Origin of the sequence: Variovorax defluvii (assembly GCF_039541515.1) — a bacterium.
GTDB lineage: Bacteria > Pseudomonadota > Gammaproteobacteria > Burkholderiales > Burkholderiaceae_C > Variovorax > Variovorax defluvii.
The window spans coordinates 159903-173447 of record NZ_BAABGJ010000080.1 but is presented as its reverse complement, the minus strand read 5'-3'; the positions used below and the strand labels follow the sequence as shown (position 1 = coordinate 173447).

Annotated in this window: 12 protein-coding genes and 1 riboswitch; of the genes, 4 read left to right on the top strand and 8 right to left on the bottom strand. The window is 70.2% G+C overall.

All coding sequences use genetic code 11. The features are described from left to right. Positions 1 to 21: 21 nt before the first annotated feature. Both ABEA07_RS23625 and arfB read left to right on the top strand, forming a co-directional pair. The gene (locus tag ABEA07_RS23625; RefSeq protein ID WP_345540940.1) at positions 22 to 1800 is read left to right on the top strand and encodes an alkaline phosphatase D family protein; all 1779 of its coding nucleotides are present in this window, start codon (positions 22 to 24) and stop codon (positions 1798 to 1800) included. Between the two features lie 83 nt (positions 1801 to 1883). Further along, positions 1884 to 2297: an alternative ribosome rescue aminoacyl-tRNA hydrolase ArfB gene (gene arfB / locus ABEA07_RS23620; protein ID WP_345540938.1), complete on the top strand. Its 414-nt coding sequence runs from the start codon at positions 1884 to 1886 to the stop codon at positions 2295 to 2297. Here arfB and ABEA07_RS23615 read toward each other — a convergent pair. Together ABEA07_RS23615 and ABEA07_RS23610 are read right to left on the bottom strand one after the other, a co-directional pair. Beyond that, the gene (locus ABEA07_RS23615) at positions 2266 to 3990 is read right to left on the bottom strand and encodes a SulP family inorganic anion transporter (RefSeq protein WP_345540936.1); all 1725 of its coding nucleotides are present in this window, start codon (positions 3988 to 3990) and stop codon (positions 2266 to 2268) included. The two genes, arfB and ABEA07_RS23615, sit on opposite strands and share 32 nt — an antisense overlap. A 99-nt stretch (positions 3991 to 4089) precedes the next feature. Then, complete coding sequence (locus tag ABEA07_RS23610; protein WP_345540935.1) at positions 4090 to 4959, bottom strand: AraC family transcriptional regulator; 870 nt, start codon at positions 4957 to 4959, stop codon at positions 4090 to 4092. Between the two features lie 88 nt (positions 4960 to 5047). Between ABEA07_RS23610 and ABEA07_RS23605 the strand changes: the two genes are divergently transcribed. Together ABEA07_RS23605 and ABEA07_RS23600 are read left to right on the top strand one after the other, a co-directional pair. Next, complete coding sequence (locus ABEA07_RS23605) at positions 5048 to 6289, top strand: MFS transporter (protein WP_345540934.1); 1242 nt, start codon at positions 5048 to 5050, stop codon at positions 6287 to 6289. A gap of 22 nt (positions 6290 to 6311) precedes the next feature. After that, positions 6312 to 7064, top strand: a complete 753-nt coding sequence (locus ABEA07_RS23600) for a sulfite exporter TauE/SafE family protein (RefSeq protein ID WP_345540933.1) — start codon at positions 6312 to 6314, stop codon at positions 7062 to 7064. Between the two features lie 10 nt (positions 7065 to 7074). Here ABEA07_RS23600 and ABEA07_RS23595 read toward each other — a convergent pair whose 3' ends face one another. The 6 genes from ABEA07_RS23595 to ABEA07_RS23570 form a co-directional block, all read right to left on the bottom strand. After that, positions 7075 to 7752, bottom strand: a complete 678-nt coding sequence (locus ABEA07_RS23595) for a glutathione S-transferase family protein (protein WP_345540932.1) — start codon at positions 7750 to 7752, stop codon at positions 7075 to 7077. 40 nt (positions 7753 to 7792) lie between these two features. After that, entirely contained in the window at positions 7793 to 8305 is a 513-nt protein-coding gene (locus ABEA07_RS23590; RefSeq protein WP_345540931.1) for a 6,7-dimethyl-8-ribityllumazine synthase, read from the bottom strand. Between the two features lie 89 nt (positions 8306 to 8394). Next, positions 8395 to 8551, bottom strand: a riboswitch (FMN riboswitch). 246 nt (positions 8552 to 8797) lie between these two features. After that, positions 8798 to 9676 carry a sugar phosphate isomerase/epimerase family protein gene (locus tag ABEA07_RS23585; protein WP_345540930.1) on the bottom strand — a complete coding sequence of 293 codons (879 nt, stop codon included), beginning with the start codon at positions 9674 to 9676 and terminating at the stop codon, positions 8798 to 8800. Between the two features lie 51 nt (positions 9677 to 9727). Next, positions 9728 to 11143, bottom strand: coding sequence for an enolase C-terminal domain-like protein (locus ABEA07_RS23580; RefSeq protein ID WP_345540929.1), 1416 nt, complete (start codon positions 11141 to 11143; stop codon positions 9728 to 9730). Then, a complete protein-coding gene (locus ABEA07_RS23575; protein WP_345540927.1) occupies positions 11136 to 11984 on the bottom strand; it encodes a sugar phosphate isomerase/epimerase family protein in 849 nt (282 codons plus the stop codon). Before ABEA07_RS23575 ends, ABEA07_RS23580 begins: the two co-directional genes overlap by 8 nt. A 15-nt stretch (positions 11985 to 11999) precedes the next feature. Then, positions 12000 to 13526 carry a tripartite tricarboxylate transporter permease gene (locus tag ABEA07_RS23570; RefSeq protein WP_345540926.1) on the bottom strand — a complete coding sequence of 509 codons (1527 nt, stop codon included), beginning with the start codon at positions 13524 to 13526 and terminating at the stop codon, positions 12000 to 12002. Between the last annotated feature and the right edge of the window lie 19 nt (positions 13527 to 13545).

Sequence of the window (13545 nt, the reverse complement as noted above, 5' to 3'; positions counted from 1 at the left end):
GTGCGGGGCAAGGAGCGAGACATGCGCGAAGCCGATGACGCCAACCCGCCCGACGCCAACGCGCAGGGCAGCGCCCCGCTTCTTGTTGCGCCCGAGCCCTCCCGCCGTTGCTTCATTCGAGGCGCCATCCTCTATGCCATGTTCGTGGGCACGGGGGTCAGCGTGTCCGCCTGCGGCGGGGGCGGCGGGGGCGGGGGTGGTGGCTTCGGGGGAGGCATTGGGGGTGGTGGAAGCGGCGGCACGCCGCCCCCTGCACCGCCCAGCCTGTTCGCGCACGGCGTCGCGAGCGGCGATCCGATGTCTGACCGGGTCATCATCTGGACCCGCGTCAGCGGCGCCGGGCCCGGCACGCTCAATCTGAGCTGGGAGGTCGCGAGCGATACCAACTTCGGAGGCATTGTGGCGCGCGGCGATGCGAGCACCGGTCCCGAGCAGGACTTCACCGTCAAGGTGGACGTCACCGGCCTGCAGCCCGCCAGCGTGTACTTCTACCGCTTCTTCGTCGGCTCGGAGCCATCGCCCACGGGCCGCACGAAGACCTTGCCCGTGGGCAGCGTGTCGCTGGTGCGGCTGGGCGTGATCTCCTGCACGAACTTCCCGGCCGGCTACTTCAACGTCTGCGCCGAGCTGGCCAAGCGCACCGACATCGATGTCGTGCTGCACCTTGGCGACTACATCTACGAGTTCGGACCCCTCGGCTTCGCGTCGCAACTCGCGATCGCGATCGATCGCGAATCGCAGCCGCCGCGCGAGCTGTTGACGCTCGATGACTACCGCCGGCGCCACGCCCAATACCGGACCGACCCGGACCTGGCGTTGCTGCACGCGAAGATGCCGATGATCGCGGTGTGGGACGACCACGACCTCGCGGACAACGCCTGGTCTGGCGGCGCGACCAACCATGATCCGGAGACCGAAGGCAGCTTCGCCGCCCGGCGTGCCGCGGCCATCCAGGCCTACCGCGAATGGCTTCCGGTCCGCATGCCCGATCCCTCCGATCCGCTGAAGATCTACCGCTCCTTCGATTTCGGCTCACTGGCCTCGCTGCACATGCTCGACACCCGGTTGATCGGGCGCGATCGGCAAGTCACGCTGGAGGAGTACCTCGACGGCGCCGCCGACAGCGCGTCGCGCCAGCTGCTGGGGGCCGTCCAGTCCGACTGGCTGTTGGCGCGGCTGGCCGCTTCCGGAGCCACTTGGCAGGTGCTCGGCAACCAGGTGCTGATGGCCCGCATGGAAATACCGCTGAGCGTCGCGAGCGCGTTCACGCCCGAGACGATCGGCGAGTTCCTGCTGGCGCAAGCGACGCCCGAATCCTCGCGCAGCGACAGCCAGCGCGCCCTGCTGGCCCAGCGCCGCGTGCCCTACAACCTCGATGCCTGGGATGGTTACCCGGCTGCGCGCGAGACCGTGCTGGCGGCGTCGCGCTCCATGGGCAAGAACCTCATTTCCCTGGCGGGCGATACCCACAACGCCTGGGCCAGCAACCTCACCGATGCGGCAGGCCAGCGGGTCGGCGTGGAGTTCGCGACGGCGTCGGTGAGTTCGCCCGGCCTGGAACTGCTGCTGCCGCTGATCTCGGGCCCCGTGCTGACGGATGCCTTCCCCAAGATGGTGAGGGACCTGCGCTATGCCGAGACCAGCAGGCGCGGATTCCTGGTGCTGACACTCACGCCGTCCGAGGCGCGCGCGGATTGGACGGAAGTCAGCACGGTGCTCAGCCGCAGCTACACCGCGCGACTGGCCGCCAGCCTGCATGCGCTGCCGGGCATGGCCAATCTCGAAGTGCTGCCGGTGTGAGTCGCTGGGCCGCTGTGTCGCGGCCCGAGGCGGTCGCCTGCGCCCGTTCGGGTCGACCCTTGTGGCTGGGATGAGAATGGCACATGTCCGCGCTTCGCTCGCCCCTCCTCGTCGATCCCCTGGAAGTCGAGCTCAGCGCCGTGCGCGCACAAGGGGCGGGCGGCCAGCACGTGAACAAGGTGTCGAGCGCGGTGCACCTGCGCTACGACATCCCGGCGAGTTCATTGCCGCAGGAGGTCAAGGAGCGCCTGCTCGCCTCGGGCGACCGCCGCATCACCCGGGAGGGCGTGCTGGTGCTGAAGGCCCAGCGCCATCGCAGCCAGGACATGAACCGCGCCGATGCGTTGGCGCGGCTGCAGGATCTGGTCGACCGCGCCACGCACCCGCCGCTGGTGCGGCGGCCGACCCGGCCCACGCGGGCTTCGGTGCAGCGCCGGCGCGAAGCGAAGCGTCAGCGCTCGGAAGTCAAGAGTCAGCGCAGGCCGGTGCGGGACTGAGCGAGGGCGCCTCTTCCCGGTCCGGCGCGGGCAAGTAGCCCAGCGCGGCGAGCGCCTCCGCGTCGGTTCGGTAGATGGCGAGCATGGGCCCCGGCGCCAGCAGGCCGGCGCGTTCCAGCACCTGCTGCGCGGGCAGCTTGAGGCCGCTCAGGTGCAGGCGCACGCCCTTGGATTCCAGCAGCCGGCGGATCGAGCCGAACACCTCGGCGCCCGTCACGTCGATGCGGTTGATCGGCTGCGCGAACAGGCAGACGTCCGTGAGGCCGGGCCGCATGGCCAGTTGCACGGTGATGGCGCGCTCCAGCGTGCTCGCGGTGGCGAAGTCGAGTTCGGCATCCATGCGCATCGCGTGCACCTGCGGCGCGAGCGGCGGCAGGTTCCAGAGATGGCGGTCGCGCAGGCTGCCATCGGGATGCAGGCCCACCTCGATGATGCGCGGGTGCAGGTGCCGGTACATGTAGTGGCTCAGGCTCATCAGCAGGCCGGCCAGTACGCCCCAGTAGATCGAGGGCGAGGTCGCGATGGTGAGCACGAAGGTGACCAGCGCCGTCACTGCCTCCACCCGCGAGATGCGCCAGAGCGAGACGAACTGCCCGGGCCGCACCAGTCCCAGCATGGCGATGACCACGATGGCCGCCAGCACCGCCTGCGGCACGTGGTAGAGCAGCGGCATGGCCCACAAAAGCGCGGCGCCGATCAGGACCACGCAGAACACGGTGGCCCAGCCGGTTTGCGCACCCGCATAGAGATTGATGGCCGAGCGCGAGAAGGACGAGCTGGTCGGGAAGGCGCCCGAGAAGCCGGAGGCGATCTTGGCCAGGCCCTGGCCGATCAGGTCCTGGTTTTCGTTCCAGAGCTTGCCGGCACGGGCGTTGTCCACCTTGGCGCTGGACGCCGTCTCCAGGAAGCTGACCAGCGTGATCATCAGCGCGGGCAGCAGCAGGGCGCCGAAGGTGCCCAGTGGCTGGGTCCCGGGCCAGTAGAAGGCGGGCAGGCCGGAGGGCAGGGTGCCGACCACGGCCCCGCCGCGCAGCGCATAGCCGATGGCCGCGCTGATGGCGGCGCAGGCGCCCACCACCACCATCGCCGCCGGAAAGCGCGGCCAGCGCTCCTTGGCAACCCACAGCGCCGCGATGCTGCCGAGCCCGAAGGCGATGGCCAGGAAGTCGGGCGGCGCGCCGTGCAGCAACTGGCCCATGCTGCGGCCGGTGAAGCCGAACAGCGAGGGCACCTGCGACAGAATGATCAGCACCGACGCCGCCTGCGTGAAGCCCATCAGCACCGGCGAGTTGACCAGGCGAAGAACCCAGCCGAAGCCGCCGAGGCCGAGGACCAGCTGGATCGCACCTGACATGAAGCACAGCCACACCGCCAGCGCCACCCATTCGGCGCTGCCCGGGATCGCGAGCGGGCCCAGCGAGGCCGCCACCAGCAGGCTGGACAGCGCGGTCGGGCCGACCGAGAGCCGGGTCGATGCGCTGAACAGCACGCCGATGAGGGCGGGCAGGAGGGAGGCGTAGATGCCGGTCACCAGGGGCATGCCGGCGAGCGCCGCATAGGCCACGCCCTGCGGGATCACCATCAACGCCACCGTGATGCCGGCCAGGGCCTCACCGGTCAGAAGCGCGCGGCTGGGACGGGGCCAGCCAAGGAAGGGGAGCCAGCGTACGAGCTGGTCGCGGTTCAGGGCCATGCCTTCACCGCAGGGGAGGGTTCGGGGTGCACCCGCCGATGATACGAAAGTGGCCGGGGCTCGTGCCTCAGGCGCCCTGCCAGGAACGCCAGCCTCCCTCTACGCCTTCTTCTTGTGCTGAAACGCCGTCGGCGACTGCCCCGTCGCTGCCTTGAACATCGCGCAGAACGCGCTGTCCGTCGCATAGCCGCTGGCCGAGGCGACCTGGCTCACTGCCATGCCGCGCGCCAGCAAGGGCAACGCATGGGCCAGCACGGCCTGCTGGCGCCATTGCTGCCAGCTCATGCCGAGCTGGTCGCGGAACAGGCGCGCCACCGTGCGCTCGCTGGCGCCGATGGCTTGCGCGCGCTCGGCCAGGGTGGCGCGGCCGGCCGGGTTGCGCAGCAAGGTTTCGCACAGCTGGCGCAGGCGCTTGTTGGCCGGCAGCGGCACGTCGATGCGGATCTGCGTCGCGCGCTCCAGCTCGTCGACCAGCAGCGGCGCGATCCAGCGCTCGCGCTGCGCCGCATGGGGATCGGCCGGTGGCAAGCCGTCGGGCGTGGTGTCCAGCGCCAGCATCAGGGCGCGCAGCAGGGGGCTGATTTCCAGCACCTCGCACTTGTCCCAGGGCGGGCCGAGCCAGCTGTGGAGATAGACGGTGCGCAGCTCCGCGTCTTCGATGAGCGTGATTCTGTGCGACATGTCGGCCGGCACCCAGAGCGCCCGCGAGGGCGGCACGATGTAGCTGCCGTCCTCGGTGCTCAGCCGGATCACGCCGCGGGTCGAGAAGGTCAGCTGAGGCCAGGGATGGGTGTGCAGTTCGACGAAGGTGTCTGCCTTGAGGAAGTGCTCCTTGGCCCGCAGCGGCCGCAGCGCATCGGGCGCGTAGAGATGTGGCGTCAGCGGACTCACCACCTGGGCCGGCGGCGCTGCAGGTGCGGAAGAGGCCGGCCACGAAGCGGGCGCGGCCAAAAAATCAGTCGACGGCATGATTTCGACAAATGTTGTCTCTGTATCGCCATTCTGCCGTTGCCGTCCCGACTAGGATCGAGCCTGCCCCGGTTTCTCGTTGCAATTCATGTCTTCCTCCAATGCCTCCGCCGCGTCCAACACCTTGGGATCGGACGCCAAGCTGATCACCCTGGTCGGCCTGGCCCACGCCATCAGCCATTTCAGCCAATTGGTCCTGCCGCCGCTCTTTCCCTGGCTCAAGGATGCCTTTCACGTCAGCTATACCGAACTCGGCGCCGTGCTGACGGTCTTCTTCGTGGTCTCCTGCGTGGTGCAGGCGGCGTCCGGCTTCGTGGTCGACCGGCTGGGGCCGCGGCCGGTGCTCTTCGTGGGGCTGGGCCTGCTGGCGCTGGCGGCGATCGGCTACGCCCTGGCGCAGAACTACTGGATGCTGCTGGCGAGTGCAGTGGTGGCCGGCGTCGGCAACGGGGTCTTTCATCCGGTCGACTACACGCTCTTCAACCGCAAGGTCGCACCGACGCGGCTGGGCCACGCCTACAGCGTGCATGGCATCACCGGCAGCCTGGGCTGGGCGCTGGCGCCCGCCTTCGTGGTGCCGCTGGCGATCGCCTTCTCCTGGCGCGTGGCGTTGGCGTCGGCGGGCCTGTTGGCGCTGGTGGTGCTGCTCGTGCTGTGGTTCAACCGCGCCGCGCTGTCGCTGGACGTGAAGGCCGTGCACAAGGCCACCGGCGCCGATGCGGCAGCCGGCGGCGAGCTGGGCTTCCTCAAGATTCCGGCCGTGTGGATGTGCTTCGGTTTCTTCTTCTTCTATGCGATGGCGCTGAGCGTGGTGCAGACCTTCGCACCGGCGGCGGCCGGCCATCTGCACGCCGTGCCGGTCGGTTTGATCGCGATCTGCCTGACGGTCTACATGGTGGCCAGCGCCGGCGGCATGTTGGTGGGTGGCTTCCTGGCCTCGGACCCGGCGCGCTGCGAGCGCATCGTCGGCCTGTCCTTCGGCGCCGCTGCGGTGGTCGCGCTGGTCCTGGCGCTGGCGACCTTCCCGCCCGTGCTGGTGCCGGTCCTGTTCGGCGCCATGGGCTTCGCCGCCGGCATCGCCGGCCCCTCGCGCGACCTGCTGGTCAAGCGTTCGACACCGGCCAATGCCTCGGGCCGCGTCTACGGGGTGGTCTACGCCGGGCTGGACATCGGCCAGGCGGTGGCGCCCCTGATCTTCGGCCGGCTGATGGACCACCGCCAGTACGTGAGCGTGATCGTCGGTCTGGCCGTGGTGCAGGCGGTGCTGATCGCCAGTGCGCTCAACGTGCGCCGCGTCCGGCGCGAGGCCCTGGTTCCGGCTTCCGCCTGAACGGGCGGCGACGCGCGGGCGCTTGGCCTCCTCGCTCTACCTGATCGTCGCGCTCGGCGCGGTCGTGGCCGGCTTCGTGCAGGGGCTGTCGGGCTTTGCCTTCAGCCTGGTGGCGATGTCCCTCTGGGCCTGGACCGTGGAGCCCAAGCTGGCCGCGGTGCTCGCCACTTTCGGCGGGCTGACCGGCCAGGTGATTGCCGCCGTCACGGTGCGCCGCGGCTTCGACCGCGCGCTGCTGCTGCCCTTCGTGCTGGGCGGCCTCGTGGGGGTTCCGCTGGGCGTGTGGCTGCTGCCGCGGCTGGACGTGCCGCTCTTCAAGGCCTGCCTGGGCGGGCTGCTGGTGATCTGGTGCCCGGCCATGCTGATGGCGCGCAACCTGCCGCGCGTGCGCGCTGGCGGGCGCGTGGCCGATGGCGTGGTCGGCCTGCTCGGCGGTGTCTGCGGCGGTCTCGGCGGCTTCACCGGCGCCCTCCCCACGCTGTGGTGCACGCTGCGAGGCCTGGACAAGGACCGGCAGCGCGCCGTGGTCCAGAACTTCAATCTCTCGATGCTCGCGGTGGCCTTCGCCGTGTACCTCGGCACCGGCCTGGTCGAACTGCGCATGCTGCCGCTGCTCGGCATCGTCGCGCTGGCGGTGCTGGTGCCGGTGCTGCTCGGGGCGCGTCTCTACGTCGGCATCAGCGAGGCGCGCTTCCGGCAGATCGTGCTGGGGCTGCTGACGCTGTCGGGCGTGGCGCTGCTGTCGTCCTCGCTGCCGGTGCTGCTGTCGCGTTGAGCGCGCACGTTCAGGGCCCCTGGCTTTCCCAGTGTTCGTCGAAGGGGAAACGCGCGGCCCAGAAGTCGGCCAGGCGCGGGTCCGCGTCCACGCGCCGTACCACCTCGGCCATGCGGGGCGCCTCGCGGTAGAAGCGGACCCGTCGCGGCGTCCAGCGCGACACCACCGTCACGTAGAGATCGAGCATGCCGATGTGCGCGCCCAGCAGGTAGGGCGTGCCGCGCGGCATCTGCGCATCCATGATCCGCCAGCATTCGGCGATGCGCTCGGCGGTGCGTTCCTTGATCACGGCTTCGGCCCGGGCATCGGCCGCGAGGCGCGAGGGCTCGTCGCGCACCCAGAACATCGAATAGATGGCGGCGGGGATGAAGCTCATCCAGCGCAGGTACTGGGTGCGGCGCGGATCGTCGACGGACGGCGCCAGCCCGGCCTCGGGATGGCGGTCGCCCAGCCAGATCAGGATGGCGGCGCTTTCGGTCATCAGCTCGCCCGAAGGCAGCTCCAGCACCGGCACCTGCCGCATGGCATTCACCGGCAGCAGCTTGTTGCGCTCGGCCTCGCTTTCCCACGGCGCCACGTCGATGGCCTCGACGGGCGCGCCGATCAGGGTGAGCGCGGCGTGGACCGGCGTGGCGCCGGACCCGGGGCCGCCGTAGAGGCGATAGGGGCGGTTGGCTTCGGCGTTCATGCCGCCAGCCTACACGCCGGCCGGCGTCCCCGGCGTCGGATCAGGCCGCGAGCAGCGCGTCGACCTGCCGCAGCGCCGCCAGCGTCTTCACGCAGGCCTCGGCCACCTCGGTGCCCTTGACCGCGAAATGGCGGTGGAAGTACTTGCGGTGCTCCACGTGCTCGTGGAAGTGGTGCGGCGTGAGCACGGCCGAGAACACCGGCACGTCGGTCTCCAGCTGCACGGTCATGAGCGAATTCACCACCGTGCTGGCGACGAACTCGTGCCGGTAGATGCCGCCGTCCACCACCAGCGCGCAGCCGACGATGCCGGCGTAGCGGCCCGAGCGGGCCAGGCGCTTGACGTGCAGCGGGATCTCGAAGGCGCCGGGCACGTCGAAGACGTCGATGCGCTCCAGGGGCACGCCCTGGCGCTGCATCTCCTCGAGGAAGGCGTCGCGCGCCTGGTGGACGATGTCGGAATGCCATTGCGCCTGCACGAAGGCGATGCGCTGGCCGCGCGATCCTTCGGACGCGGTCACGGCGCAGAGGGGAAGGTCGTTGATCTGACTCATGGTTTGCCTTTTTCAGAAGGATTGCCTGAATCAGGGCGCACGAGCCCGAGACCCGGCGGGTGCGCGTGCGCACCCACCCGGCGACGGATTCGCGCTCTCTTTCATCCGGACTGTGACCGTCGGCCCCGGGATCTCACCAGGTCTGCTGACCCCGCGGCGCATTGCACGCTGCGGGCGCTCGCGGGCTCGTGCGAACAGGTCGCCATCACCGCCGGTGGGGAATTCCACCCCGCCCTGAGAACGCTTTGCCGCCACGCTCGCGCGCGGCAGCCCGGCGATTCTAGAAGGCGCGTGGACGTGGCGCTGTCCCCTGCGCGGCAGACCCGAGCGCGGCGCGGGGGCTTGCCCGGCATCTCGGCGGCGGGGATGTCGCCGTGCAGAACCACCGTCATCCGCCGCAGTTTCTGCCCGCTCGGCGGCGCAGGTCGTCGAGGGTGGTGGCGTCCATGCGGTGCATTGCAGCACGGCGAGCGGCCCCCCGCAGGCGCGCGGTCAGACCACGCTGCGGTGCCGCTCGATGCAGGTGGCCAGCGTCTCCGCGCCGGGCCGCTGCCACCAGTCGAGTGCGGAGAAGATCTCGACCTCGCTGTAGCCGGCGAAGCCCGCCTGCTCGACCCAGCCGCGGATCTTGCGCAGCTCCACCACGCCATCGCCCATCATCCCGCGGTCGTTCAGCAGGTCGCGCGTGGGCGTGAGCCAGTCGCACACGTGGTAGGCGAGCAGCCGCTGCCGGCCGGCACGGGCGATCTGCTGCTGCAGCTTCGGGTCCCACCACACGTGGTAGATGTCGAGTGCCACGCCCAGCATGCCGGTCCTTTGCGGGTCGAGCTCGTCGCACAGGTCCAGCGCCTGCTCCAGCGTGTTGACGCAGGCGCGGTCGGCGGCCTGCATCGGGTGCAGCGGCTCGATGGCCAGCGGCATGCCGACCTCGCGCGCATGGTCGAGCGAGGCGGCGATGCCGTCGCGCACCTCGCTGCGCGCGCGGGCAATGTCCTTGTAGTGGACCTTGCCGTCGAGCGCGCCGGGCAGGGCGCCCACCACCAGCACCAGGCAGGGGGCGTTCAATGTCTTCGCCTCGTCGATGGCGCGGCGGTTGTCTTCCAGTGCGGCCTTCAGGCCGGCCGCGTCCGGCGCGGGGAAGAAGCCGCCGCGGCAGTAGCCTGACAGGCCGATGTCGAGCGCGCGCAACTGTTGCGCGATGCGGTCGAGGCCGACCGCGGCCACCTGGTCGCGCCAGGGGCTGATGGCGCGGATGCCCTGTGCGGCGCACTGGTCGATGAGGCGATCGAGCGGCACCTCGGCGCCTTGCTGCTTGCGGATGGTGGCGGTATTGATGGACAGCCACTCGTGGTCTCGTGAGAAGTCGCGCATGAGGGAAGAGCTCTTGGCTTGGGAACGGAATAAGGAGAGCGGAAGGATGGATCAGCCGCCCAGCGGCGTCATCGCATCGAAGTCGGGCATCGCGGCACTGGCGAAGCCGGTGCAGGCCAGCGATCCGAGCGCCAGCCGCCCGTCGCGGATGCGCAGGCGCACGGCGCCCTGCGAGCGCTCGTAGAGATCGCCGTGCGCATCGAGGAAGGCCTGCTGCTCCGCCGGCGGCAGGGCGGCCATGCCGTCGACGTAGTGATGGCCGTTGCGCTCGACGTGGGTGATGCCGAGCAGATCGACCAGCGCCAGGTCCTGCTGCACCGCCAGGCCGGCCTGGGTGGTCAGGTCTTCCGCCGACATGAAGTAGCGCGGCTGCGACCCCTGCGCGTTCCATGCGGCGCAGCGCGCCGCGTTGAGCAGCGACTTGTAGAAGCCCTTGCAGGTCTTGGAAGACACGCCGGCATAGCCGCGCGCGCGGGCCTGCACGAAGCTGTCGAGCTCGCCGTCGGACTCGTCGATGATCACCGGCTTGCCGATGTCCGTGCCGCGCAGGTCCACGTCCAGCGCCAGCTTGCGCGCGATCGGCTGCTCGACGAAGAGAATGGCCTCGTGCAGGCGCGTCAGCGCCGGCGTCTCGCGGATGCGCGCCAGCAGCTCGGCGATGCCGGCCGCATCGGCGTACTGCTCGTTGCCGTCCAGCGAGGCGAAGTAGGGCGCCGCGGCCCGGTCCAGCACGGCGGCGATGGCTTCGAGCCGGGCCAGGTCCTCGTCGATCCGGCCGCCGACCTTCAGCTTGAAGTAACGGTGGCCGTAGCGTTGAATGACCTGCTCCAGCGTCTCGGGCAAGCCGTCTGCCGCCGGCGCCTTCAAGTCGGCGGCGCCGATCGCGTCGACCATGCCGACGGTGTGTCGCACCTCGATGCCCGCAGCCGGCGCGAGGCCGGCAAGAAAGGCGTCGAAGTCCAGGCCGGCGAAGGTCGGATGTGCCGGGCCGATGCCCGGCACGTTGCCCCGGATGGCGGCCTGGAAGGACATGCCCAGCGCGCGGCAGAGCGCGTCGAGCACGGCGCGGTCGATGAGGGCCGGGCCGTAGCTGGCCAGCAGCGGATTGAAGCCCAGCTTCTCGCAGGCCTGCCGATGCGCCTCGTGGTGGCGCGCGAAATGCCCGAAGGCGCCGGCCGCCGATGCATCGCCCAGATAGGCCTCGCGCGCCAGCGCGGTGACGCGGCGCAACTGGTCGAAGTTGTCCTCGTTGCTGAGCGCCAGGTTCTTGTCGAACCACTTGGGCGCCATCAGCTCGGCCGCGGCGCCCCAGGCACTGCGGCCGTCGGCCAGTTCGATGCGCGCACGCGCGAAAGCCTGCGGGCATTCGGTCAGCGTCACCACGCCGAAGCGGAAGGGCAGGCGCAGCACGACGGGCCGTTCGAAGAGGGCAATCTCGCGGATCGCGAAGCGGGGTGCTTCAGCCATGGGCGGCCGCCTCCTCCAGCCCGCGCAGGTAGCCGATGGCGCGGGCGGCCGAGCCCATGCCGTCCGGCACGTAGTCGAAGGGTTCCACCGCGACGATGCCGTGGTAGTAGCCCGCGGCCCGCATCTCGCGCAGCGCGGCCAGGATGGGCGCGAACCGCATGCCGCCCTGGCCGGGGCCGCGGCGGTTGGGGTCGTTCACCTGCACGTGGGCGATGTGGCCGGCGGGCATCCAGCGCCGCATGAGGGCGGGGATGTCTTCCTGCTCCGTCTGGCCCGCGGCGCTGCAGTCGATCATGGTCCTGAAGGCGGGCGAGCCGATGGCCTGCACCAGGTCGACCGCTTCGGCCACCGTGTTGACGAGATCGGTCTCGGCGCGCGACAAAGGCTCGATGCAGTAGGTCACGCCACATTGCTCTGCCGACTTCGCTGTGGCGGCCAGGCACGTGCGGGCCCGCTCCAGCGCCGCCTCGCGCGATTCGCCCGGCGGCACGCTGCGCTGGCGCGGCGAGCCGTGCACCAGATAACGCCCCCCCATCAGCGCGCAGAGCTCGACCAGGCGCTGCATGACCGCCGTGCTGCGTTGGCGCAGGGTGGCATCGGCGCTCACGATCGAGAGGCCGGCGGGCGCCACCAGAAGCCAGTGCAGGCCGCTGACCGCCAGCCCGTGGTCGGACGCGATGCGGCCGAACTCGCGTGCCCGCGCGTCGCTGATCGCCATCGGGTCGTCGGCCAGCGTGAAGGGCGCGACTTCGAGCCCGTCATAGCCCATTGCCGCCGCGGCGCGGCATTGTTCGGCGAAGGGCAGTTCCTTCAGGACCTCGTTGCACAGCGCGATCTTCATGGCAGTCGAACTTCTTCAGGCGCTGCGGCGCCACACCATGCGCTTGGCGCCGCCCCAGGCCCGGCGCATGCGCAGGTTGACGGCCGGGATGTACATCAGCATCGTCAGCAGCGTGACGGCCGCCAGCACGGCGCAGATGGGCCGGGTGAAGAAGGGCGCGAGGCTGCCGTCCGACAGCACCAGGCCGCGGCGCAGGCTCTTGTCCAGCAGTTCGCCCAGCACCAGCCCGAGCACCAGCGGCGCCATCTCGTAGCCGCGGCGGCGCAGGAAGAAGGCCGCGATGCCGATCGCCAGCATGACGTAGACGTCGAACAGCCGCGAAGCGATGGCGAAGGCGCCCACCGTGCACAGCACGAAGATCACCGGCATCAGCACCGTGCGCCGCACGCGCAGTACATAGAGCAGCGGGCGCACCAGGAACAGGCCGAAGATCAGGATGCTGATGGTGGCCAGCGTGGTCATCGCCACCACGTCGTAGACGAATTGCGGCGTCTTGATCATCAGCATGGGGCCCGGCTGGATGCCGTGGATGATCATCGCCGCCATCAGCACCGCCGCCGGTGCCGAGCCGGGGATGCCCAGCGCCAGCGCCGGGATGATGCCGCCGGGGATGGCCGACATGTCGCCGGTCTCGGCCGCCATCAGTCCGTCGATCGAGCCCTTGCCGAACTGCTCGCGCTCGGGGCTCACCGACTTCGCCGCCGCGTAGGACATCCAGGCCCCCGAGTCCTCGCCGATGCCGGGCAGGATGCCGGTCACCACGCCGATCACGCCCGAGCGGATCACGGTGCGCCAGTACTGGAACACCTCGCGGAAGCGCGGCAGCACCGAGTCCTTCATCTCGACGATCTTGCGCTCGATGGGATCGGCCAGCGAGGTCAGCACCTCCGCGAAGCCGAAGGCGCCGATCAGCGCCGGGATCAGCGCGATGCCGCCCGAGAGCTCGTCCCAGCCGAAGGTGAAGCGGTCGTAGGCGTAGAGGCCCTCCTGGCCCACCTGCGCCAGCAGCAGGCCCAGGCAGCCCATCAGCCAGCCCTTGATCGGGTCCTCGCCGACGATGCTGCCGGACATGGCGACACCGAACAGCGCCAGCCAGAAAAACTCGAAGGCGCCGAAGGACAGCGCGATCTCCGCCAGCGCCGGCGTGAACATCGCCAGGCACAGCACGCCGAACAAGGTGCCGGTGAAGGCGCCCGAGGTCGCGATGCCGATGGCGCGGCCGGCCTCGCCCTTGCGCGCCAGTGCGTAGCCGTCGGCGCAGGAGGCCGCATTGGCCGCCGTGCCGGGGATGTTGAGCAGGATCGCGCTGCGGCTGCCGCCGTAGAGCGTGCCCACGTAGGCGCAGATCAGGATCAGGATCGCGTCGTTGGGCGCCATCTTGATGGTGAGCGTGGTGAGCAGCGCGATGCACAGGGTGGCCGACAACCCCGGCATGCAGCCCACCAGGATGCCCAGCAGCGCGCCGCCCAGGCCGTACACGATGGACCAGAAGTTCAGGAAGCCGAGGTACGAGTGCCCCAGCATCTGAAGGCCTTCGAGCATGCGAACTCCTCCGGATGTG